Source organism: Planomonospora sp. ID82291 (assembly GCF_015711645.1).
In the GTDB taxonomy this organism is placed as follows: Bacteria; Actinomycetota; Actinomycetes; order Streptosporangiales; family Streptosporangiaceae; genus Planomonospora.
Window position 1 is genome coordinate 2,180,497 of the sequence record NZ_JABTEX010000001.1, and the last position, 21,833, is coordinate 2,202,329.

Below are 21,833 nucleotides of genomic sequence, written 5' to 3' on the forward strand. Positions count from 1 at the left end.
CCGCATGTTTCGCCTCGAGGACCTCGGAGTGGGCAGACGACTGGGCCTCGCCTTCCTGCTGGTGTCCCTGCTGATCGCGGCCGCCGTCGGCGTCGGACAGTGGGGGATGGACCGCCAGTCGGAGATCAACACCCGGATGGAGCAGTTGGAGCGGGTCGAGGACGACATCCAGACCTTCGCCTACCACGTCGCCGACGCCACGAGCTGGCAGGGACTGGTGGTGGCCGACGCCGGGGCCTACGGGGGCGAGCGGGCCACCGCGCCCGACTCCTACAACCGCGCGGGCCTGATGGAGACGGAGAAGGCGCTCTTCGCCACCCTGGACAACGCGCACGTGCAGTACCTGACCCCGGCCGAGCGGGCGCGGTTCGACGAGCTCCGGCCCGCCTGGGAGGCCTTCTTCGCCGAGGACGACAAGATCGTCGAACTGCTCCGGCAGGACACGCGTGAGGGCCGGGCCGCGGCGATGGACAGCATCAACGAGGGCGCGGGCGGAGCGGCCTGGGACGTGGGCGTCGAGATCAGCCAGTCCCTGCAGAAGTCGCTCAGCGACCGCGTCGCCGCGCTGGCGAAGGAGGTCGAGCAGGTGGAGGGCGCCGGGCGCCGGGTGCTGTGGGGCACGATGGCGGCCGCGCTGCTGCTGGCCGCGGTGCTGAGCGTCCGGGTGACCCGGTCGGTGGTGCGCCCGCTGGCCGTGGTGGTCGACGCGCTGGGCCGGGTGGCCCGCGGCGACCTGACCGTCCGCCTGGGCATGACCCGCCGCGACGAGCTCGGCCGCCTCGGCCGCGCCATGGACGACACGGCGCAGGCGCTGCACACCACGGTGACGGCGCTGATGGAGCACAGCGGCTCGCTGGCCGCCTCCTCGGCGAACCTGTCCCACGTCTCCGAACGCATCGCCGCCTCCGCCGAGGAGGCCAGCGCCCAGTCCGGCGTGGTCGCCGCCGCCGCCGTCGACGTCTCCCGCAACGTCCGCGTCGTGGCCGCCGGCGGTGAGGAGATGGGCGAAGCCATCCGCGAGATCTCCGCCAGCACCTCCGAAGCCGCCGGCGTCGCCGCCGAGGCCGTCACCGCCGCCCACGCCACCAACACCCTCATGGCCCGGCTCGGCACCTCCTCCACCGAGATCGGCAACGTCGTCAAGACCATCACCTCGATCGCCGAGCAGACCAACCTGCTCGCCCTCAACGCCACCATCGAGGCCGCCCGCGCCGGCGAGTCCGGCAAGGGCTTCGCCGTCGTCGCCGGAGAGGTCAAGGACCTGGCCCAGGAGACGGCCAAGGCCACCGAGGACATCTCCCGCCGGGTCGAGGCCATCCAGGCCGACGTGGCCGGCGCCGTGCAGGCCATCGACCGCATCAGCGCGATCACCGGCCGCATCGACACCCACCAGGCCGCCATCGCCGCCGCCGTCGAGGAGCAGACCGCCACCACCGGCGAGATGAACCGCAACGTCGCCGACGCCGCCGTCTCCAGCGACGAGATCGCCGCCAACATCGCCGGCGTCGCCCGCTCCACCGCCGTCACCACCGAGGGGGTCGAGCAGTCCCGCCGCGCCGCCGCCGAGCTGGCCGGCATGAGCCGCTCCCTGCGCGATCTCGTCGGCCGCTTCACCGTCTGACGGACGGGACGGAACCGTCCGGCGGACGGGGGCGCCGTGCTCCCGCGTCCGGCGGGACGACCGGTGGGTGCGGGAGCCGGACGCCCGGCTCCCGAACCGGCGGGGACGTCGCACTCCGGGATCGCCGGGCGGTCTCACCCGTCAGGCGCTCCGTGGCCTTGGAGGCCGTGCCCGGGGGCACGGCCGCCTCGGCGTCGACGGGCCGGAAGGTCGGCCCTCGCGCTCCTTCCCCGGCCGGCACCTCGGCAACGGCGCCCGGATCACCTGGCTCACCGGAGTCTGACGCACCCGGGCTCCCGTCCGTCTCGACCGCCTCCGTCGGCCGCGCGGTGGAAAACCGGGATGCCGGACCATGAAACCGGCATGTACCCTGCGCGGGGACTTGAGAGTAGGGGAAACATCGTGGGACACGTCGAGGTCGGGCAGCCTACATACAAGATATGACCCCCATGAACCACGGTTTCAGTGTCTGGGGCTGCTGGGATTCGGAAACGAGCTGAGGAACCGGGGCAACCGATCATCCGTCATGTAGATCATGAGGCGTCTGCGGGTTCTCCGGCTGCTTGTAGCTCTGATGGTCTTCGTAGGCCTGGCCGGCGCGGCCTCCGCCTGCACGGTCACCGTCGCCGGCCGCCGACCGCCGCCGAGGCCTGACACGCTGCCGGAGCCGCCGGAGTTGGAGGCGGCCGGTGAGGTGTGGCCGGAGGCGGTGTTCACACTGCCCACGCGCCTCGGGAAAGGCCCATACGTGCAGCCGGTCGCCATGCTGGGCGGGGACGAGGTGCTCATGGTGACCCCCTTCGAACTCCCCCGGTTCCTGGCGTACGACCGCCGGACGAAGAGGCACCGGGTCCTGGCCACGGCACCGCGGTGGGGCGGGTGCAGCCTGTGCTACGAGATCAGGAGCGTGGCCGTGGGGCGGACGCGGATCGCGTGGACGGTCGGGGTCTACCGCTCAGAGCCCTGGAACGCGGGCAAGCGGCATGTGGAGCTGTGGAGCATGCCCCGCTCGGGCGGGCCGATGAGACTGGTGATGTGGCTGACCGGCCATGACGATGTCCCTCTCCACGACGCGCTGGTGATCGACGGAGGCGACGCCGTCTGGCACGACGGAGACGACGCCTACCGGATCTCCCTCACCGCGGCCCGGCCGCGGAAGACGCCGGAGCGCTCCGGGAGCGGGCCGCTGACCGTACCTCATCCGAATGATCACGTGAGCTGCGGGGCCGAGTGGTGCGTGCGGGCGCTTCCTCCGCGTCCGTATGAGCTGACGACGCTCGCGGTGGAGCGCAGGGACGGCTCGGGCCGTACCACCGTCACCGCGTCGTCGGGAGGAGCACTGATCGGGGACAGGTTCGGCCTGTTCGGCCCGCCGTACGTGTACGACGACGGGCCGGTGCACATCACCGTGGGACGGTCGGAGTCGTCGGCGATCCTGTACGACCGGTGCACCGGCGGATCGGCGTGGGCCGGGGCGCGGAAGCGGCCGGAGACGGAGGACGGCACCGGCCAGGACCATGGGATCACACGGGGGACGTGGGGTCCGGACGACCCGATCCTGTTCTGGCGGGAGCTCGGAGGGAAGCGGCACACGGTGCTGGACCTGGCACGTGTCCCTGACCGGCCGTGCGGAGACTGAGCGGGACGGATCTGACGATTCCCCGCTCGCGGGCCGTGTCCTCCGACCCGTACCGCGTCCGGGCACGGGAGCAGGTCGCCACCCGGCCTCCTTACCCTGAGGACGGCCTGTGTACGGCCGGGGCACGGCCGTACACTGCGGTTATGAGCGCGATGCGTGAAGAACTCCATCTGCTGGTGGACCAGCTCCCTGAGGACCGTGTGCCTCCGGTGCTCGCGCTCGTCCGGGAGAACGTCTCGTCGTCCCGTCGGCGCGAGAAGGCACTGGTCGCCCTGGAGCGCATCCGTGGCCGGATGCAAGGGGTGACGGGTGTGGACGAGGATCTGGACAGGCTCCGAGAAGGGCCCCGTGGCTGACGCCTACGTCGTCGACACCGGTGTCTTCCTGCGGTGGTTCGTCGACCAGCCCGGCTTCGAGCATGCCCGTGAGGTTCAAGGGGCGTTTCTGAACGGCCTCGTCAAGCTGGAGACGGCGGACTTCGCCCGGATCGAGGTGGCCGGTGTCCTGCGCAAGAAAGGGCTGCTGACCGGTCGTCTGACAGCGGAGGAGTTCGCGGCGGCCGTGCGGGTCATCGATGACCTCGGCGTGGCGGTTCACCAGATCGGTGCTGACCATCTGGAGCGGGCCGCAGGGCTGGCGGTACGGCTCACACTGCGCATGTACGACGCGGTCTTCGCCCAGCTGGCATTTGATCGGGGAGTTCCGCTGCTCACGACGGACGCCAAGCTCTGTCACGCGGTCGAGGGCGTAGTGAAGACCGAAATACTCAGAGGCGTGGAACAGACCTGACCCCATCCGGCCCCGCGCATGCCGTACCGGCGGAAATTCGGGTGCCCGCGGGTGAAACCGGCATGTACCCTGCGCGGGGACTTGAGAGTAGGGGAAACATCGTGGGACACGTCGAGGTCGGTCATCTGACGTACGTGCTGCCGGACGGCAGGCCGTTGCTGGACGACGTGTCCTTCCGGGTCGGCGACGGGGTGAAGGCGGCGCTCGTCGGGCCGAACGGCGCGGGGAAGACGACGCTGATGCGGCTCATCGCCGGCGACCTCCAGCCGGTGGAGGGGAGCGTCGCCGGCTCCGGCGGGCTGGGGATCATGCGGCAGTTCATCGGCGGCATCCGCGACGGCCGGAGTGTGCACGACCTGCTGGTCAGCGTCGCCCCCGAGCGCGTACGGCGGGCGGCCGAGGCCCTGGAGGCCGCCGAGCTGGTGATGATGGAGCGCGAGGACGAGAAGGCGCAGATGCGCTACGCGCAGGCCATCACGGACTACACCGACGCGGGCGGCTACGACATCGAGGTGCTCTGGGACGCCTGCGCCATGGCCGCCCTCGGCGTGCCGTACGACCGGTGCAAGTACCGCGAGGTGAACACGCTGTCGGGCGGCGAGCAGAAGCGGCTGGTGCTGGAGGCGCTGCTGCGCGGGCCGGACCAGACGCTTCTGCTGGACGAGCCGGACAACTACCTCGACGTGCCGGGCAAGGTCTGGCTGGAGCAGGCGCTGCGCGAGACACCCAAGACGGTGCTGCTGGTCAGCCACGACCGGGAGCTGCTGGCCAACGCCGCCGACCGGATCATCACCGTCGAGTCCGGCAACGTCTGGGTGCACGGCGGCGGCTTCCGGAGCTACGCGCAGGCCCGCAGGGAGCGCAACGAGCGCCTGGAGGAGCTGAAGAAGCGCTGGGACGAGGAGCACGCCAAGCTCAAGCGGCTGGTGAACATGCTCAAGCAGAAGGCGAAGTACATGGACACCATGGCCGCCGCCTACCACTCGGCCCAGACCCGGCTGCGCAGGTTCGAGGAGGCGGGCCCGCCCGAGGCCGCGCCGAAGGACCAGTTCATCAGCATGCGGCTCAGAGGCGGCCGGACGGCCAAGCGGGCGGTGATCTGCGAGGGGCTGGAGCTCACCGGCCTGATGAAGCCGTTCGACCTGGAGATCTGGTACGGCGAGCGGGTCGCGGTGCTGGGCTCCAACGGCTCCGGAAAGTCGCACTTCCTGCGGCTGCTGGCCGGGGAGGACGTCCGGCACACGGGGACGGCCAGGCTCGGCGCGCGGGTCGTCCCCGGGCACTTCGCGCAGACCCACGCCCGGCCGGAGCTCCTCGGCCGGACCCCGTGCGAGATCGTCATGACCGAGCACGCGCGGCTGAAGAACGAGGCGATGAAGGCGCTGGCCCGCTACGAGCTGGCCGGGGGCATCGCCGAGCAGCGCTTCGAGACCCTGTCGGGCGGGCAGCAGGCGCGGCTGCAGATCCTGCTGCTGGAGCTGTCCGGCACCACGATGCTGCTGCTGGACGAGCCGACCGACAACCTGGACCTGGCCAGCGCCGAGGCGCTGCAGCAGGGGCTGGACGCCTTCGACGGGACCGTGGTCGCGGTCACCCACGACCGGTGGTTCGCCGACGACTTCGACCGCTACCTGGTCTTCGGCTCCGACGGGAGGGTGTACGAGGCGCCGGAGCCGGTCTGGGACGAGAGCCGGGTCGTAAGGAAGCGCTGACCCGCCGCCGCGACCGGGACCCGGGCCGGGCCGATCGGCAAGGTCTGCGGCAGCGCGGCTAAAGAGTTCGCTTGACCCCTGCGTGTCCGGGAAGGGCCGCGCGCGGCCGGGGACTATGACGGCTGGGTGGCCTACATCACCCGCACCGCCGGCGTCCTCGGCGCCCTCACCCTGATCCTCCTCACCGGCTGCGCGAGCGAGCGCAGGCAGGACGACGACGTCCCGGGGCTCCGGGCGCTCACGGTCGAGGAGGAGGTCTCCTCGGTCGTCCGCAGCGAGGACCGCCACGACGGGTACGTGGTGAACTGGGCCGGGGTGCTCGCCAACCCCAACCCCTGGCACTTCGGCGAGCACGTGGTCGTCACGGTGGTGGGGCGGGACGCCCGGGGCAAGGAGGTCGTCCGGATGGACCAACCGCTCGACGCGGTGCCCCCGGCGGGATCGCTCTCCTTCACCGGGCAGGCGCTCGCGGTGAAGAAGCCGGTGAAGGTGACCATCGACTACCGCCCGGCCGAGTGGCGCAGGGCGGGCCGCATCGTCTCGGCCTTCAAGCCGTTCCCCGTCTCCGGGGTGAGGACCGGACGGCCGAAGGACGGCGGGTACCTGGTCACCGGGTACGTCGGCACCCCGTACCGGCTCCCCGCGGGGACCCTGGCGGTGACCGCGCTGCTGCGCGACGCGGCGGGCAGGCTGCTCGGCGGGGGGACGACGTTCGTCGACGACGTCCGGGAGAACCGCAGGCGCCGCTTCCTGCTCGACATCGAGAGCGTCGCCGATCCGGCCAGGGTGGCGCGGGCCGAGGTGGTGGCGCGCACCTGGGGGTCGAGCAGCAGGCCGTACGAGGAACTGGCGCTGGGCGGCGCGGTCCCGGTGCACACCGTCAAGCCGACGACCTCCCCGTTCGCCGAGGACCGGGGGCGGCGGGCCGTGCCGGGCGAGACGGGCACCCCCTGACCGTCAATTCCGGCAAATGGCCATTGACTAAGGTTTACGAATGCGCGGAATGCGGCATTTTTTGCAGGGGTTGTTAACATTCTGAATACGGTTGCCGTGTCTTCCAGGAATCGGTGGAACTTGTAGTTACGGCGCTATTACCGTCTGCTACATGAACGACAGCGTCCTGGTCGAAGCCCTGCGCGCCCGTGATGCGGGCGCCCTCGCCGCGCTCTACGACTCCTACGCCGAGGGCGTCTACGGTTACTGCCGGTCCCTGCTGGATGATCCGGACGGCGCCCAGGTGGCCCTCCGGGACACCCTGATCACCGCCGAGGACCGGGTCCACGTGCTCACCGACGCCGGGCGGCTGAAGGCCTGGCTGTACGCCCTGGCCCGGGAGCAGTGCCTGCGGCTGCGCCTGGCCGCGGAGGGCCAGGAGCGGCAGGCGCCGGCCGAGGAGCCGCCCGTCCCGCGCGGCGGCGACGCCGACCTGCGGGTGGTGGCCTGGAACGCCGTCCGGGGCCTGTCCGAGGAGGACCGCGAGATCCTCGAACTGGTCGCCCGGCACGACCTGGACGTCGCCGACGCCGCCGCGGTGATGCGGATCCCGGACCGGGACGCCGAGCGCATGCTCGAAGCCGCCAAGGACCGGCTGCGCGACGCGGTGACCGCCGAGTTCCTCGCCCGCAAGGGCCCCTACGACTGTGCGGAGCGGGCCGAGATCCTGGGCGGGTTCTCCGGGGAGCTCACCTCCGGGACCCGCGAGCGGATGATCGCCCACGTCAACCGCTGCGACGGCTGCTCGCCGCACCGCTCCCGGCAGATCTCCGCGGTCAAGGTCTTCGACCTGCTCCCCGGGGTGACGCTGCCGGACACCGTGCGCGTGCGGGTGATGAGCTGCTTCACCGACCCCGAGCTCGTCCCCTACCGCCGCTATGCCGCCGGCCGGATCGGCGTCCTCGACGCCGCCGGGTTTCCCGCCGCGCGGGTTCGCCGGGATCCTCGCCGGGCTCGCGCGCTGGCCGGTGCGGCGGCTGCGGTCGCGGTGGCGGCCGCAACCGCCATGATCCTCGTCAACGTCGGCGGGGGGCCGGGCGGGGAGCCGTCCGGCATCGCCTCCGGGGTCCTCCCCGCGGTGGGCGGCCCCCCGGGCGTGCGCCTGCCGTGGCAGGTCGAGACCGGAGAGCGCCCGATGGCCCTGGAGTCCGCTCCTCCGGAGCTGGTCGTCCACGCCCTCGGGCCCACCGGCCCGGGGCGGACGCGGCAGTGGCCCGGCGCCGCCGGGCCGGAGGCGCAGCCGGACCGGCTCCCCCCCGGAGCGGGACCCGACCGGCCCGGTCCCGCCGGTCCCGCGGGTCCGGCGCAGCCGTCGTGGCGGCCCGTCCCTCCCGCGCCGGACGGTCCGCCGGACGGGCGGCCGACCGCCCCCGTGCAGCCGCCCCGCGACCACCAGGGAGGACGGCCGGGTCCCAAGCCGTGCCCGACCCCCAAGCCGGCCCCGTCACCGGCCGCCTCCACCTCCACGCCGAAGCCGCCGCCCCCTCCGCCGGCGCCGTCGACCCCGCCGTCGACCCCGCCGCCCGCCTCCTCGACCCCGCCGCCGACCCCGGACACGTCGAGCACACCGACCGCGTCGGAGCCGCCCGCGCCGTCGGCCGCTCCCTCCGCGGCGGGCCCGTGAGGCCGGTCCGGTGCGGTGACGCCCGTCTTCACGGCTCTTCGCCCCGGACAGGTGAATACAACGTCTTGTCTGTCCTTGCTGATTGCCTGGGTTGATTACAGCGTGCCTGTCGCGCTTGGCCGGAGAGTGACGGAGCGTAATCCTGGCTGGCGCCGTACGCCGCGGAAGCGTACGGCGGTCCAGGAGGGTGATGCATGCAGTCCGTCGGTAAGCGGCGCCGTGGCGCCACCGTGATGGCCGGTCTGGCCTGCGCGCTGGTCGTGGTGGCCGGTCTCCCGGCCGACGCCGCACCGGGCGGTCCCGGCCCGTCGGCGGACGAGGTGGCCCGCGCGAGCGCCGAGGCCCGCGAGCAGAGCAGGCGGCTGGGCACGGCCACGGCCCTGCTCGCCGAGGCCGAGGCCGAGCTCGAAGGGCTGACGGCCAGGGCGGAGAAGCTGATCGAGGCCTACAACGGCGAGCTGGTGCGGCTGGCCCAGGCCGAGGAGCGCCAGCGGCGGGCGGACGAGCAGGTCCGCGCGGCCGGCGCCCAGGTGGAGGACTCCCGCCGGGCGGTGGCCGCGCTCGCCGCCGAGAGCTACGGCGGGATGAACCCGATGATGGGCCTGGTGGCCGACGCGGGGGGCGGCGGCGCGGACCCGGCCTACCTGCAGCGGATGAGCATCATGGTCCACGTGGGCGGCGGCCAGGCCGCCCGGCTCGGGCAGCTGCGCGACGCCCGGGAGGTGCTCGTCGTCTTCCAGGAGCAGGCGGAGGCGGCCTACGCCGAGCGGCGGGCGGCGGCGCAGCGCGCGGACGCGGCGAAGTCGGCGGCGCAGCGCGCGGTGGCCGAGCAGGTCGTGCAGACCCGTCGGCTGGCGGCGGAGCGGGCGGTGCTGGAGAGGCGGGCCGACGCGGCGCGCAGCACCGCCGACCGGCTGGCCAGGGAGCGGGCCGAGGCGCTGGAACGGGCCCGGATCGCCCGCGAGCGCGCGGCCCAGGAGCGGGCGCGGCGCGCGGCGCTCCGGCGGGAGCGGGCCCGCACCGGCGGCGGGGACGACTTCGACCGGCCGCCCGGACCGGACTCCCCGGCCCGGGGGGACATCGCCGCCGACTGGGCGCTCACCCAGCTCGGCAAGCCGTACGTCTGGGCGGCGGACGGTCCGGGCAGCTACGACTGCTCGGGGCTGACCATGCGGGCCTGGGAGCGGGTGGGCGTCCGGCTCGACCACTGGACCGGCACGCAGTGGACCTCGGGCCCGCACGTGCCGCTCGACCGGCTCCGCCGGGGCGACCTGGTGTTCTTCGGCCGCGTCACCCGCGACCCGGGCGACATCCACCACGTGGGCATGTACATCGGCGGCGGCATGATGGTCCACGCTCCGCGCACCGGGGACGTCGTGCGGATCGCGCCGATCCGGCGCAGCGACCTCGTCGGCGCGACCCGTCCCACCTGACCCGTGCGGACGCCGGTCTCAGTGCTCGCCGTGTTCCCCGTGCCCGCTGCCCTCGTCGATGACGGCCCGCTCGATGGAGCGGCGGATCTCCTCCTCGGCCTCCACCCGGCCGACCCAGTTGGCGCCCTCGACGGACTTGCCGGGCTCCAGGTCCTTGTAGACCTCGAAGAAGTGCTGGATCTCCAGGCGGTCGAACTCGGGCACGTGGTGGATGTCGCGGATGTGCTCCATCCGGGGGTCGGTGGCGGGGACGCACAGGACCTTGTCGTCGCCGCCCTTCTCGTCGGTCATCCGGAACATGCCCACGGCGCGGCACTGGATCAGGCAGCCGGGGAAGGTCGGCTCCTGGAGCAGGACCAGGGCGTCGAGGGGGTCGCCGTCCTCGCCGAGCGTGCCCTCGATGAAGCCGTAGTCGGCGGGGTACTGCGTGGAGGTGAAGAGCATCCGGTCCAGCCGCATCCGGCCGGTCTTGTGGTCCACCTCGTACTTGTTCCGTTGTCCCTTGGGAATCTCAACGAGAACGTCGAACTCCACCGCGGTTCCTCCGCTCAAGCCCCCGGGCAGTCCCGGTCGGGCGTTAATGTCTCGTAGGCGTGATTGGTTACAGGATCGGTTACAGGGATCGATGAGAGGCCGGCGACATGATGCGGCGTGATCGGTGGGTGGCGCTGGTCACTCTCGTCATGCTGCAGCTTTTCGTCGTCGGGGCCGGCGCCCACCTGCTCGCCAGCGACGCGCTGGGAGAGAAGGAGACGCGGCCGGCGGCCTCGCCCGAGCCGGTGGCCGTCCCCGTCGTCACCGCGGGTCCGGTCCTGGCCGCGGGCGGGAACGGACCTCTCCCGGCCAAGACTACTTTGACAGAACGGCTCACCAGGGCGCTGGGGGACCCCGCACTGGGCGAGAGCGTGGGGGCCGCGGTGGTCGACGTGGAGAGCGGCGAGAGGCTGTTCGCCGACGACGCGGACCGGGGCATCACCCCCGCCTCCACCACGAAGATCGTCACCTCGGTCGCCGCGCTCGCCTCCCTGGGGCCGGACGCCCGGCTGAGCACCCGGGTGGTCCGCGGCTCCTCGCCGGCCTCGATCATCCTGGTCGGCGGGGGCGACCCGACCCTGGCGGCGGGGAAGACCGACCCCTCGGTCTACCCCCGGCCCGCCTCGCTGGCCTCCCTCGCCTCGCGCACGGCCAAGGCGCTCAAGGCCGAGGGCGTCACCAAGGTGACCGTGGCCTACGACGACGGCCTCTACACCGGCCGCCGCACCGCCGCCAGCTGGAAGCCCGGCTACGTGCCCGAGGGCAGCGTCGCCCCGGTGACGGCGCTCATGGTCGACGAGGGCACGACCGCCCCCGGCAGCCGGCAGCGGGTCTCCGACCCCTCCAGGACCGCGCACGCGGCGTTCGTCTCGCTGCTGGCGAAGTACGGGGTCAAGGCCGGCCGGACGGCCAGGCGGGCCGGGGCCGACCCGGGTGCCGAGGAGATCGCCCGGGTCGACTCCGCACCCGTCCACGCCCTGGTCGAGCGGGCGCTGACGCTCAGCGACAACGACCTGTCGGAGGCGCTGGCCCGGCAGGTGGCGCTCAAGGAGGGCGAGCCCGCCTCGTTCGACGGCGGCGCGGCGGCCGTGCACAAGGTGCTGACCCGGCTGGGCGCGGCCGAGGGGATCCGGGTGCACGACGGCAGCGGCCTGTCGCCGAAGAACCGCATCACGGCGGCGGCGCTGGCCCGCCTGGTCGCGGTGGCGGTCTCCCCGGCCAACCCGCGGCTGCACCCGATCGTCAGCGGCATGCCCGTCGCCGGGTTCACCGGGACGCTGGGCCACCGGTTCGGCCGGAGCGACGCCGCCTACGGCCTCGTCCGCGCGAAGACGGGCACCCTCGACGGGGTCAGCACGCTGGCCGGGCTGACCACCACGAAGGACGGCAGACTGGTGGCGTTCGCCTTCATGGCCGACGAGGTCCCACCCGGCTGGGGCAAGGCGGAGGCGGCCCTCGACCGGCTGGCCGCCACCGTGGCCGCCTCCGTGGCGGGGTGAGCGGGCCGGGCCGTGACGGGTAATCCGCGCGGTACGGCGGAGCAGCACGTACGGTGGACGGTATGCAGGTGATCGACTGGGACTTGGCCGTAGCGACCGGAACGCGCCTGGTGCGCCCCGGGCCGCAGGTGAGCCGGGAGGAGGCGCGGGAGGCGGTCGCCGAGTTGCGGCGGCTGTCCCGGGTGGCCGAGGGCCACGTCCGGGAGTTCACCCGGATCGACACCGAGACCGCTCCACAGCCCGCCACGATCGTCGACCGGCCGGGCTGGATCAAGGCCAACGTCGAGGGCTTCCGGGTGGTGCTGGAGCCGCTGACCGAGCGGATGGCCGCCCGCAAGGGACAGACCCCGGCGGTCGTGACCGCGGTGGGCTCGCGCATCACCGGCGTCGAGGTCGGCGCGGTGCTGGCCTTCCTCGCCTCGCGGGTGCTGGGGCAGTACGAGCTCTTCCTCCCGCCGGACCCCTCCGGTCAGGCGGCGGTCGGCCGCCTCACCCTGGTCGCGCCCAACATCGTGCACGCCGAGCGCGAGCTGGGCGTCGACCCCGGCGACTTCCGCCTCTGGGTCTGCCTGCACGAGGAGACCCACCGGGTCCAGTTCACCGGCGTCCCCTGGCTGCGGGCCTACGTCCGGGACCAGATGACCGAGTTCCTGCTCGCCTCCGACCTGGACCTCCCCACGCTCCTCGACCGGCTCCGCTCGGCCGCGGACGCGGTCGCCGACGCGGTCCGGGGCGGCGAGGGCAACCTCATCGACGCGATCCAGACGCCTGAGCAGAAGGAGATCCTCGACCGCCTCACCGCGGTGATGACCCTGGTCGAGGGGCACGGCGACTACGTGATGGACGCCGTCGGGCCCGGCGTGGTCCCCTCGGTCGCCGACATCCGCGCCAAGTTCCACCACCGCCGCGAGGGCGGCTCCCGCCTCGACCGCACGGTCCGCAAGCTGCTCGGCATCGACCTCAAGATGAAGCAGTACGCCGAGGGCTCCGCCTTCGTCCGCACCGTCGCCGGCCGCGCCGGGATGGACGGCTTCAACAAGGTCTGGACCTCCCCCGAGACCCTTCCGACCCAGGACGAGATCGCCCATCCCGAGCGCTGGATCGCCCGCGTCCTCGACGCTCCCGCCCTGCCCGCCCCCGAGATCACCGACTGACCCGTTGTATCCCGAGGGACAAGCCCGCGAGGGGGCTCCGGCGTCCGGACCGAGGAGCGCGCGCAGCCCGCGAGGTGGCTCCGTCGTCCGGACTGAGGAGCGCGCGCAGCGGAGCGAGCACGTGACGAGGGAAGACGGCGGTCACCGGCCCCCGAGCCGCGACGCGCAGCGTCGCCATGTCACAGCGAGCACGCGACGAGGGAAGACGTCGGTCACCGGCCCCCGAGCCGCGACGCGCAGCGTCGCAATGTGACAGATGGGACCGCATCCCGCCGTCGCGGACGTCCGCCGCGCCGTACGGCTCGCGCTGGCCGACCTGGAGCCCGGCGACCTCGTGCTGGCCGCGTGCAGCGGCGGCGCCGACTCGCTCGCGCTGGCCGCCGGGCTCGCGTTCGCCGCGCCCCGCGCGGGGCTGCGGGCCGGGCTGCTGACGGTCGACCACGGGTTGCAGAGCGGGTCGGCGCGCCAGGCGGCCGAGGTGGCGGGGCTCCCGCTCGGCCTCGATCCGGTCGAGGTCCTGACGGTCACGGTGGGGACGTCCGGCGGGCCGGAGAACGCCGCGCGCGAGGCGCGGTACGCGGCGCTGTCGGAGGCGGCCGGGCGGCTCGGGGCGGCGGCCGTGCTGCTCGGGCACACCCGGGACGACCAGGCCGAGACCGTGCTGCTCCGGCTCGCGCGGGGGAGCGGGACGCGCTCGCTGGCGGGGATGCCCGCGCGGACGGGGGTCTACCGGCGGCCGCTGCTGGAGCTCGGGCGCCGCACGACCGTCGCGGCCTGCGCGGCGCTCGGGCTCGTCCCGTGGGAGGACCCGCACAACCGCGACGGCCGCTACGCCCGGGTCCGGGTCCGGACGCGGCTGCTGCCCGCGCTGGAGGACGAGCTCGGCCCCGGCGTCGCGGAGGCGCTCGCCCGCACCGCGGTCCTGTGCCGGGACGACGCGGACGCCCTGGACGCGTGGGCCGAGGAGGCCTACGGCCGGGCGGTCGCCGGTGGCCACGCGCCGGTCGCCGGAGATCGCGCCCCGGTCGGCGGCGGTCGTGCGCCGGTCGCCGGTGACCACGCGCCGGTCGCCGGTGGCCACGCGCCGGTCGCCGGCGATTGCGCCCTCAGCGATATCCCGAAGGGCGTGGCGCTGGCCGTACCGGTGCTGGAGGGGCTGCCGCCGGCGGTCCGGCGGCGGGTGCTGCGGCGGGCCGCGATCGCCGCGGGGGCCCCGCCCGGCGCGCTCTCGGCCGGGCACATCCTGCAGGTCGAGCGTCTGGTCACGGCCTGGCGGGGGCAGCGGTCGGTGGGGGTACCCGGGGGGATCGGCGCGGTCCGGCGGTGTGGCACCCTGATATTCGCCGCAGATGCCCCACGAGGGGACGACGGCGACCCGGACAGCAGGCCACTCCCGTAAGGAAGACCCAGGTGGACGCAGCCGACATGGGCAAGGACCTCGCGAAGGTCCTCATCCCCGAGGACGAGCTCCAGACGAAGATCAAGGAGCTCGCGGCCCGGATCGACGAGGACTACGAGGGCAGGGAGCTGCTGATCGTGGGCGTGCTCAAGGGCGCGGTCATGGCGATGGCCGACCTGGCCCGGGCGCTGCACGTGCCGGTGCAGATGGACTGGATGGCCGTGTCGTCCTACGGCGCGGGCACCAAGTCCTCGGGCGTGGTCCGCGTCCTGAAGGACCTGGACACCGACATCGCGGGCCGCCACGTGCTGGTCGTCGAGGACATCATCGACTCGGGCCTGACCCTGTCGTGGCTGATGCAGAACCTCAAGTCGCGCAACCCGGCCTCCGTCGAGATCTGCACGGTGCTGCGCAAGCCGGACGCCATCAAGGTGCCGATCGACGTCCGTTATGTCGGTTTCGATATCCCGAACGAGTTCGTGATCGGGTACGGCCTGGACTATGCGGAGAAATACCGCAATCTACCCTTTATTGGAACTCTTGCTCCGCACGTCTACGGCGCGAGCTGAAAATACGCCGTGGGCGAAGCGCGCTAGCACGGAATCGGCCGGAAAGCCACATTGCTCAGAGCTCCGGGGAACACGGACCCGCCTGACGTACGTTGGTAAGGCAGAGCCGGTGTCGTGCGGGCGGTTACCCCGCGCGCCGCGCCGGTGTACCTTCGGACGACCGAGAGGTGGTTTCACGCCGTCTCTGGGTAGTCAGGGGGAGCGGTTAGGGATACCGCGAACCCCGGGCTCCGCCCGGGGTTGCCAGGCCTTGGTCAGGAAGGGACGGGCCCGCCGGGGTTCCGCATCGGATGGATCTCAAGCGATTTACACGTGGGCCACTGCTGTGGATCCTGGGCATCGTCGTGCTCCTCGTGCTGGTCAGCACGCTGTGGAGCGGTGACGGCAACTACACGAAGGCCGACACCTCCCTGCTGATGGAGCAGATCCAGGCGGGGAACGTCAAGAGCGCCAGGGTCGTCGACAAGGAGCAGCGGGCGGAGCTGACGCTCGTCAACCCGGTGAGGGTCGCGGGCAAGGAGACGAACCGCATCCAGTCGCCCTGGGTCGACGGCCAGGGGACTCAGATCATGAACCTCCTGGCGGAGAAGAAGAGGACCGGCAGCGTCAAGGAGGGCTACACCGCCGACGTGCCGCAGGAGAACTTCCTGCTCGGCCTGCTGGTCAGCTTCCTGCCGATCGTCTTCATCGTGCTGCTCTTCCTGTTCATCATGAACCAGATGCAGGGCGGCGGCTCGCGGGTGATGAACTTCGGCAAGTCGAAGGCCAAGCTCATCACCAAGGACACCCCCAAGACCACCTTCGCCGACGTCGCGGGCGCCGACGAGGCCATCGAGGAGCTCCAGGAGATCAAGGAGTTCCTCCAGGCCCCGGCCAAGTTCCAGGCGATCGGCGCGAAGATCCCCAAGGGCGTCCTGCTGTACGGCCCGCCCGGAACCGGCAAGACCCTGCTCGCCAGGGCCGTCGCCGGCGAGGCCGGCGTGCCGTTCTACTCGATCTCCGGCTCGGACTTCGTCGAGATGTTCGTCGGCGTCGGCGCCTCGCGCGTCCGCGACCTGTTCGAGCAGGCCAAGGCGAACGCCCCGGCGATCATCTTCATCGACGAGATCGACGCGGTGGGCCGCCACCGCGGCGCCGGTCTCGGCGGCGGGCACGACGAGCGCGAGCAGACGCTGAACCAGCTCCTCGTCGAGATGGACGGCTTCGACGTCAAGGGCGGCGTGATCCTCATCGCCGCGACGAACCGGCCCGACATCCTCGACCCGGCGCTGCTGCGTCCGGGCCGCTTCGACCGCCAGGTCACCGTGGACCGTCCCGACCTGGAGGGCCGCAAGGGCATCCTCAAGGTCCACGGCCGCGGCAAGCCGTTCGCCGAGGGCGTCGACCTCGACATCATCGCCCGCCGGACGCCCGGGTTCACCGGCGCCGACCTGGCGAACGTGATCAACGAGGCCGCGCTGCTCACCGCGCGCGCCGACCAGAAGCTGATCACGATGGAGCTCCTGGAGGAGTCCATCGACCGCGTGATGGCGGGCCCGGAGCGCAAGACCCGCGTCATGTCGGACCAGGAGAAGAAGATCATCGCGTACCACGAGGGCGGTCACGCCCTGGTCGCGCACGCGCTGCCCAACTCCGACCCGGTCCACAAGATCACGATCCTGTCCCGCGGACGCGCCCTCGGCTACACCATGACGCTGCCGATGGAGGACAAGTTCCTCGCGACCCGCTCGGAGATGATGGACCAGCTCGCGATGCTGCTGGGCGGGCGCACCGCGGAGGAGCTCGTGTTCCACGAGCCCACCACGGGCGCCTCCAACGACATCGAGAAGGCCACCTCCATCGCCCGCCGCATGGTCACCGAGTACGGCATGAGCGAGCAGCTCGGCGCCCGCAAGTTCGGCACCGGCAACGGCGAGGTCTTCCTCGGCCGCGAGATGGGCCACGAGCGCGACTACTCCGAGAAGATCGCCTCCACGATCGACGAGGAGGTGCGCAGGCTCATCGAGTCCGCGCACGACCAGGCCTGGGAGATCCTCGTCGAGTACCGCGACGTGCTCGACAACCTGGTGCTGGAGCTGATGGAGAAGGAGACCCTCTCCCGCGAGCAGGTCCTGCAGATCTTCGCCCCGGTCGTGGTCAAGGAGCACCGCCCGTCCTACTCCGGGTACGGCAAGCGGCTGCCCTCCAACCGCCCGCCGATCCTGACCCCGAAGGAGCAGTCCGGCAACGGGGCGCTCCCCGCGGGCGCCGGTCACCCGGACACCGCGGTCAGGGACGGGAACTGAGCGTGGAACCCCCCCAGCCGCTCCAGGTCGACCACGCCCGGATCGAGAAGGCCGTCCGCGAGATCCTGATCGCGATCGGCGAGGACCCGGACCGCGACGGCCTGCTGGAGACGCCGGGCCGGGTGGCCCGCGCCTACGCGGAGCAGTTCGCCGGGCTGGGGCAGGCCCCGGAGGACGTGCTGACCAAGGTCTTCGACGTCGACCACGACGAGATGATCCTGGTGCGCGACATCGAGGTCTACTCCACCTGCGAGCACCACCTGGTCCCGTTCCACGGCCTGGCCCACGTGGGCTACATCCCGAACGAGAAGGGGCAGGTCACCGGCCTGTCCAAGCTCGCCCGCCTCGTCGACGTCTACGCCCGGCGTCCTCAGGTGCAGGAGCGGATGACCTCGCAGATCGCCGACGCGCTCATGCGCGTGCTGGAGCCCCGCGGGGTCATCGTGGTGATCGAGTGCGAGCACCTGTGCATGACCATGCGGGGTGTGCGCAAGCCCGGCGCCAAGACCACCACCTCGGCGGTCCGGGGGATCTTCCGCGACAGCGAGAAGACCCGGGCCGAGGCGATGGCCCTGATCCTGCGCTGATCGGGTGGGTCTGCTGATTCGTTATCGGAGAGGTGGACCCACGCCCCGGCCGGGCGGGCGCGAGCACCTAGGCTTGGCCGCATGACCACACCGCACGGGACAGCGCCACCGGACCCGCGGGAAGGCGGCGGTCACCGGCCTCCGGGCCGCGACGGGCGGCGTCGCGTCGTCCCGGGCCTGCCCGACGAGGGACGCTGCCTGGTGATGGGCGTGGTCAACGTGACCCCCGACTCCTTCTCCGACGGCGGCCGCTGGTTCGACCGGTCGGCCGCCGTCCGGCACGGCCTGGAGCTCGTCGAGCAGGGCGCCGACATCGTGGACGTGGGCGGCGAGTCCACCCGTCCCGGGGCGGCGCGGGTCTCGCTGGAGGAGGAGCTGGCGCGGGTCGAGCCGGTCATCCGGGAGCTGAGCCGCCGGGGCGTCACGGTCAGCGTCGACACCATGCGGGCGGAGGTCGCCAGGGCGGCGGTGGACGCGGGCGCCAAACTGGTCAACGACGTCAGCGGCGGCCTGGCCGACCCCGCGATGCCGCGGGTCGTGGCGGCCTCCGGCGTGGCCTACGTGGTCATGCACTGGCGGGGCCACAGCCACACGATGCAGAGCCGGGCCGTCTACGGCGACGTCGTGACCGAGGTCTGCGACGAGCTCGCCAAGCGGGTCGCGTCGGTGCGGGCCGAGGGGGTCGCCGAGGAGCAGATCGTCCTGGACCCGGGACTGGGCTTCTCCAAGCACCCGGAGCACAACTGGGCGCTGGTCGCCGCGACGGAGCGGCTCGCCGGCCTGGGCCGTCCGCTGCTGATCGGGGCCTCGCGCAAGCGCTTCCTGGGCCGCCTGCTGGCCGGACCGGACGGCGCCCCGCGGCCCTTCGAGGACAGCGACGCCGCCACGCTCGCCGTCACGGCCCTGGCCGCGCAGGCGGGGGCGTGGTGTGTGCGGGTGCACGACGTACGCCCGAACGCGGACGCCGTCCGCGTGGCCGCAGCAGTCGAGGGAGCGAGAGCATGAGCGTCGACACCGCCGCCATCGAGGCGGTCAACCAGGCGTTCTACACCGCGATCGAGAACGCCGACCTCGACCGGATGACCGAGATCTGGGCCGAGGAGACCGGTGCCGAGCAGGTGGGCTGCGTGCACCCGGGCTGGCCGATCGTCACCGGCCGGGCCGAGGTGCTGCGCTCCTGGGCGCTCATCATGGCCAACACCCCCTACATCCAGTTCGTGCTGACGGACGTGAACGTCATGGTCCACGGCGACGTCGCCGTCCTGACGTGTGAGGAGAACATCCTCACCGCGGGCGACGAAGGTGATTCCAGCTTCGCCGCGGGCAAGGTGGTGGCGAGCAACACCTTCGTCCGGACGCCGGAGGGGTGGCGGCTCTGGCTGCACCACGGTTCACCGGTGCTGCAGACCGAAGACGACGAGGACGGGGAAGAGGGCGTGTCGTGACCGGAGGCGCAGCCGGAGACGGGGCCGGGGACCGGATCAGCGTGCGGGGCCTGCGGGCCCGGGGGCGGCACGGGGTGCTGCCCGCGGAGCGGGAGCTCGGCCAGGAGTTCGTCCTCGACGTCACCCTTTTCCTGGACACCTCGCCCGCCGCGGCGGCGGACGACCTCACCAGGACCGTGCACTACGGCGAGCTCGCCGAGGACCTGGTGAAGGTCGTGGAGGGCGAGCCGGTCGACCTGATCGAGACCCTCGCCCAGCGGCTGGCCGACGTGTGCCTGGCGCGCGAACCGGTCACCGCGGCGGAGGTGAGCGTGCACAAGCCCGCCGCCCCGATCCCGCTCCCGTTCGACGACGTGGTCGTGACGATCACCCGGAGCCGGGCATGAGGGCCGTGCTGGCGCTCGGCGGCAACCTCGGCGACCGGCTCGCCACGCTGCAGGGCGGGCTCGACGCGCTGGCCGCCGTGCCGGGCCTCGACCTCGTCGCCGTCTCGCCGGTCTACGAGACCGACCCGGTCGGCGGCCCCGAGCAGGGCCCCTACCTCAACGCCGTCGCGGTCGCCGAGACCTCGCTCCCGCCCCGCGAGCTCCTCGCCCGCGCGCAGGAGACCGAGAACGCCTTCGGCCGGGTGCGGACCGAGCGCTGGGGGGCGCGCACCCTGGACGTCGACCTGATCAGCGTGGGCGAGGTCGTCTCCGACGACCCGGAGCTCACCCTCCCGCACCCCCGCGCGCACGAGCGCGCGTTCGTGCTGGTCCCCTGGCTCCAGGCCGACCCCGAGGCGACGCTCGGCGGCACGCCGGTCGCCGCGCTGCTGGCCGGGCTCGACAAGACCGGGGTACGGCTCCGCGCCGACCTGGCCCTGCGGGGACCCGCATGACGCCGAGCCGTCCCGGGGTGCTCACCGGGCTCACCGTCGTCTTCGCGATCCTCACCTGGGCGGTGCTCCAGCGGGTCTACCAGTTCATCCCGGCCGTGCCGTGGACGGCGATCCCGACGGTCCTGCTGCTCGCACTCGGCGAGGCCCACACCGGCTGGATGACCAAGGCCAGGATCCGGCGCAAGCCGGACACCACGCCGGTCGAGCCGCTGGCGGTGGCCCGCCTCGTCGCCCTCGCCAAGGCCTCGGCGTACGGCGGGGCCGTCTTCGCGGGCGTCTTCGCCGGGTTCACGTTCTACGCGGCCGGCCTGCTCGACCAGGACACGCCGCGCCGCGACTTCTTCATCGCGGGCGGCTCGTTCCTCGGCTGCGTGGCGCTGGTCGGCGCCGCGCTCTACCTGGAGCACTGCTGCCGGGTGCCGGAGGACCCCGACGCCGCCCCCGACCGCTGAGGGCGGGCCGGGCGCCCGGCGGTCATTTGTCGATGTCCCCGACCACGAAGAACATCGAGCCGAGGATCGCCACCATGTCGGCCACCAGGTGGCCGGGGAGCATCTCGCGCAGCACCTGGACGTTGTTGAAGGAGGCCGAGCGGAGCTTCAGCCGCCACGGCGTCTTCTCGCCGCGGGAGACCAGGTAGTAGCCGTTGATGCCGAGCGGGTTCTCCGTCCAGGCGTAGGTGTGGCCCTCGGGCACCTTGAGGACCTTGGGCAGCCGCTGGTCGACCGGGCCCGGGGGCAGCTCGCGGAGCCGTTCCAGGCAGGCGTCGGCCAGGTCCAGGGAGACCTTCGCCTGCTCCAGCAGCACCTCGAAGCGGGCGTGGCAGTCGCCGGCCGAGCGGGTGACGACCTTCACCGGCAGCTCGCCGTAGGCCAGGTAGGGGTCGTCGCGCCGCAGGTCGACGTCCACCCCGGAGGCGCGGGCGATCGGGCCGCTCACGCCGTACTGCATGATCTGCTCGCGGGAGAGCACGCCGACGCCGCGGGTGCGGGCCGTGAAGATCTCGTTCCCCACGAGCAGGTCCTCGATGTCGGGCAGCCGCCGCCGCACGTCCGCGACCGCCCGGGAGACGCGGTCGGTCCAGCCCTCCGGGATCTCCTCCTTCAGGCCGCCCACCCGGTTGAACATGTAGTGCATGCGCCCGCCGGAGATCTCCTCCATCACGGCCTGGAGCGTCTCGCGCTCGCGGAACGCGTAGAAGACCGGGGTGATCGCGCCGAGCTCCAGCGGGTAGGAGCCGAGGAACATCAGGTGGCTGAGGACCCGGTTGAGCTCGGCCATCAGGGTCCTGGTCCACACGGCCCTGACCGGGACCTCCATGCCCAGCATGCGCTCCACCGCCAGGACCACGCCCAGCTCGTTGGCGAAGGCCGAGAGCCAGTCGTGCCGGTTGGCCAGCATGATGATCTGCCGGTAGTCGCGGACCTCGAACAGCTTCTCCGCGCCCCGGTGCATGTAGCCCACGATCGGCTCGGCCGCGCTGATCCGCTCGCCGTCCAGCGTGAGCCGCAGACGCAGCACCCCGTGCGTGGACGGGTGCTGCGGGCCGATGTTGAGGACCATGTCCTCGGTCGCGAGCTCCTTACCGCCACCGACGCCGCCACCGGTGCCGCCACCGCCGCCGACCGCGGCGGCTCCGGCCCCGATTCCCACGACCCGTTCCGTCATAG

General features: G+C 72.7%; 21 protein-coding genes. 19 read left to right on the top strand and 2 right to left on the bottom strand.

Annotated features, from left to right (window positions below):
* Positions 1–4: 4 nt before the first annotated feature.
* From HS045_RS35815 to HS045_RS09810, 8 genes are all read left to right on the top strand, one after another.
* Positions 5–1,621, top strand: coding sequence for a methyl-accepting chemotaxis protein (locus tag HS045_RS35815; protein ID WP_196450753.1), 1,617 nt, complete (start codon positions 5–7; stop codon positions 1,619–1,621).
* Positions 1,622–2,195: 574 nt separating this feature from the next.
* Entirely contained in the window at positions 2,196–3,260 is a 1,065-nt protein-coding gene (locus tag HS045_RS09780; RefSeq protein ID WP_196450754.1) for a hypothetical protein, read from the top strand.
* A 143-nt stretch (positions 3,261–3,403) separates the two neighbouring features.
* Positions 3,404–3,616, top strand: a complete 213-nt coding sequence (locus HS045_RS09785; protein ID WP_196450755.1) for a hypothetical protein — start codon at positions 3,404–3,406, stop codon at positions 3,614–3,616.
* Positions 3,609–4,049: a type II toxin-antitoxin system VapC family toxin gene (locus tag HS045_RS09790; RefSeq protein WP_196450756.1), complete on the top strand. Its 441-nt coding sequence runs from the start codon at positions 3,609–3,611 to the stop codon at positions 4,047–4,049. Before HS045_RS09785 ends, HS045_RS09790 begins: the two co-directional genes overlap by 8 nt.
* Before the next feature lie 101 nt (positions 4,050–4,150).
* Positions 4,151–5,761 (top strand): ABC-F family ATP-binding cassette domain-containing protein, encoded by a 1,611-nt coding sequence (locus tag HS045_RS09795; protein ID WP_196450757.1) that lies wholly within the window; start codon positions 4,151–4,153, stop codon positions 5,759–5,761.
* A 126-nt stretch (positions 5,762–5,887) separates the two neighbouring features.
* A complete protein-coding gene (locus HS045_RS09800; RefSeq protein ID WP_307827440.1) occupies positions 5,888–6,715 on the top strand; it encodes a hypothetical protein in 828 nt (275 codons plus the stop codon).
* 151 nt (positions 6,716–6,866) lie between these two features.
* The gene (locus HS045_RS09805; protein ID WP_196450758.1) at positions 6,867–8,378 is read left to right on the top strand and encodes an RNA polymerase sigma factor; all 1,512 of its coding nucleotides are present in this window, start codon (positions 6,867–6,869) and stop codon (positions 8,376–8,378) included.
* Positions 8,379–8,572: 194 nt separating this feature from the next.
* Positions 8,573–9,811, top strand: coding sequence for a C40 family peptidase (locus tag HS045_RS09810; protein WP_230883512.1), 1,239 nt, complete (start codon positions 8,573–8,575; stop codon positions 9,809–9,811).
* An 18-nt stretch (positions 9,812–9,829) separates the two neighbouring features.
* Here the strand turns inward: HS045_RS09810 and HS045_RS09815 are convergent, their stop codons facing one another.
* A complete protein-coding gene (locus HS045_RS09815; RefSeq protein ID WP_196450759.1) occupies positions 9,830–10,345 on the bottom strand; it encodes an inorganic diphosphatase in 516 nt (171 codons plus the stop codon).
* Between the two features lie 107 nt (positions 10,346–10,452).
* On the opposite strand from HS045_RS09815, the gene dacB reads away from it, so the two are divergent.
* The 11 genes from dacB to HS045_RS09870 all read left to right on the top strand — a co-directional run bounded on the left by dacB (position 10,453) and on the right by HS045_RS09870 (position 20,615).
* Complete coding sequence (dacB, locus tag HS045_RS09820; protein ID WP_230883513.1) at positions 10,453–11,844, top strand: D-alanyl-D-alanine carboxypeptidase/D-alanyl-D-alanine-endopeptidase; 1,392 nt, start codon at positions 10,453–10,455, stop codon at positions 11,842–11,844.
* Positions 11,845–11,906: 62 nt separating this feature from the next.
* Positions 11,907–12,998, top strand: a complete 1,092-nt coding sequence (locus HS045_RS09825; protein WP_196450760.1) for a zinc-dependent metalloprotease — start codon at positions 11,907–11,909, stop codon at positions 12,996–12,998.
* Between the two features lie 256 nt (positions 12,999–13,254).
* Positions 13,255–14,397, top strand: a complete 1,143-nt coding sequence (gene tilS, locus HS045_RS09830) for a tRNA lysidine(34) synthetase TilS (protein WP_196450761.1) — start codon at positions 13,255–13,257, stop codon at positions 14,395–14,397.
* 11 nt (positions 14,398–14,408) lie between these two features.
* Positions 14,409–14,966 (top strand): hypoxanthine phosphoribosyltransferase, encoded by a 558-nt coding sequence (hpt, locus tag HS045_RS09835; RefSeq protein ID WP_307827441.1) that lies wholly within the window; start codon positions 14,409–14,411, stop codon positions 14,964–14,966.
* A gap of 290 nt (positions 14,967–15,256) precedes the next feature.
* Positions 15,257–17,251 carry an ATP-dependent zinc metalloprotease FtsH gene (gene ftsH / locus HS045_RS09840; RefSeq protein ID WP_196450762.1) on the top strand — a complete coding sequence of 665 codons (1,995 nt, stop codon included), beginning with the start codon at positions 15,257–15,259 and terminating at the stop codon, positions 17,249–17,251.
* Positions 17,248–17,838, top strand: coding sequence for a GTP cyclohydrolase I FolE (gene folE / locus HS045_RS09845; RefSeq protein WP_196451145.1), 591 nt, complete (start codon positions 17,248–17,250; stop codon positions 17,836–17,838). The genes ftsH and folE overlap by 4 nt, the downstream gene beginning before the upstream one ends.
* A gap of 204 nt (positions 17,839–18,042) precedes the next feature.
* Positions 18,043–18,843, top strand: coding sequence for a dihydropteroate synthase (folP, locus tag HS045_RS09850; protein WP_196451146.1), 801 nt, complete (start codon positions 18,043–18,045; stop codon positions 18,841–18,843).
* The gene (locus HS045_RS09855; protein ID WP_196450763.1) at positions 18,840–19,283 is read left to right on the top strand and encodes a nuclear transport factor 2 family protein; all 444 of its coding nucleotides are present in this window, start codon (positions 18,840–18,842) and stop codon (positions 19,281–19,283) included. Before folP ends, HS045_RS09855 begins: the two co-directional genes overlap by 4 nt.
* Positions 19,280–19,669: a dihydroneopterin aldolase gene (gene folB, locus HS045_RS09860; RefSeq protein WP_196450764.1), complete on the top strand. Its 390-nt coding sequence runs from the start codon at positions 19,280–19,282 to the stop codon at positions 19,667–19,669. The genes HS045_RS09855 and folB overlap by 4 nt, the downstream gene beginning before the upstream one ends.
* Positions 19,666–20,163, top strand: a complete 498-nt coding sequence (folK, locus tag HS045_RS09865) for a 2-amino-4-hydroxy-6-hydroxymethyldihydropteridine diphosphokinase (protein WP_196450765.1) — start codon at positions 19,666–19,668, stop codon at positions 20,161–20,163. The genes folB and folK overlap by 4 nt, the downstream gene beginning before the upstream one ends.
* Positions 20,160–20,615: a DUF3180 domain-containing protein gene (locus HS045_RS09870; RefSeq protein WP_196450766.1), complete on the top strand. Its 456-nt coding sequence runs from the start codon at positions 20,160–20,162 to the stop codon at positions 20,613–20,615. Before folK ends, HS045_RS09870 begins: the two co-directional genes overlap by 4 nt.
* A gap of 22 nt (positions 20,616–20,637) precedes the next feature.
* Here HS045_RS09870 and HS045_RS09875 read toward each other — a convergent pair whose 3' ends face one another.
* Positions 20,638–21,831: an NADH-quinone oxidoreductase subunit D gene (locus HS045_RS09875; protein ID WP_230883514.1), complete on the bottom strand. Its 1,194-nt coding sequence runs from the start codon at positions 21,829–21,831 to the stop codon at positions 20,638–20,640.
* Between the last annotated feature and the right edge of the window lie 2 nt (positions 21,832–21,833).

What these genes read in the sequence shown, in the direction of transcription:
- HS045_RS35815 (WP_196450753.1), top strand. Translation starts at nt 5, where the DNA reads ATGTTTCGCCTCGAGGACCTCGGAGTGGGCAGACGACTGGGCCTCGCC.
- HS045_RS09780 (WP_196450754.1), top strand. Translation starts at nt 2,196, where the DNA reads ATGGTCTTCGTAGGCCTGGCCGGCGCGGCCTCCGCCTGCACGGTCACC.
- HS045_RS09785 (WP_196450755.1), top strand. Translation starts at nt 3,404, where the DNA reads ATGAGCGCGATGCGTGAAGAACTCCATCTGCTGGTGGACCAGCTCCCT.
- HS045_RS09805 (WP_196450758.1), top strand. Translation starts at nt 6,867, where the DNA reads ATGAACGACAGCGTCCTGGTCGAAGCCCTGCGCGCCCGTGATGCGGGC.
- HS045_RS09810 (WP_230883512.1), top strand. Translation starts at nt 8,573, where the DNA reads ATGCAGTCCGTCGGTAAGCGGCGCCGTGGCGCCACCGTGATGGCCGGT.
- dacB (WP_230883513.1), top strand. Translation starts at nt 10,453, where the DNA reads ATGATGCGGCGTGATCGGTGGGTGGCGCTGGTCACTCTCGTCATGCTG.
- HS045_RS09825 (WP_196450760.1), top strand. Translation starts at nt 11,907, where the DNA reads ATGCAGGTGATCGACTGGGACTTGGCCGTAGCGACCGGAACGCGCCTG.
- tilS (WP_196450761.1), top strand. Translation starts at nt 13,255, where the DNA reads ATGGGACCGCATCCCGCCGTCGCGGACGTCCGCCGCGCCGTACGGCTC.
- ftsH (WP_196450762.1), top strand. Translation starts at nt 15,257, where the DNA reads ATGGATCTCAAGCGATTTACACGTGGGCCACTGCTGTGGATCCTGGGC.
- folP (WP_196451146.1), top strand. Translation starts at nt 18,043, where the DNA reads ATGGGCGTGGTCAACGTGACCCCCGACTCCTTCTCCGACGGCGGCCGC.
- HS045_RS09855 (WP_196450763.1), top strand. Translation starts at nt 18,840, where the DNA reads ATGAGCGTCGACACCGCCGCCATCGAGGCGGTCAACCAGGCGTTCTAC.
- folK (WP_196450765.1), top strand. Translation starts at nt 19,666, where the DNA reads ATGAGGGCCGTGCTGGCGCTCGGCGGCAACCTCGGCGACCGGCTCGCC.
- HS045_RS09870 (WP_196450766.1), top strand. Translation starts at nt 20,160, where the DNA reads ATGACGCCGAGCCGTCCCGGGGTGCTCACCGGGCTCACCGTCGTCTTC.
- HS045_RS09875 (WP_230883514.1), bottom strand. Translation starts at nt 21,831, where the DNA reads ATGACGGAACGGGTCGTGGGAATCGGGGCCGGAGCCGCCGCGGTCGGC.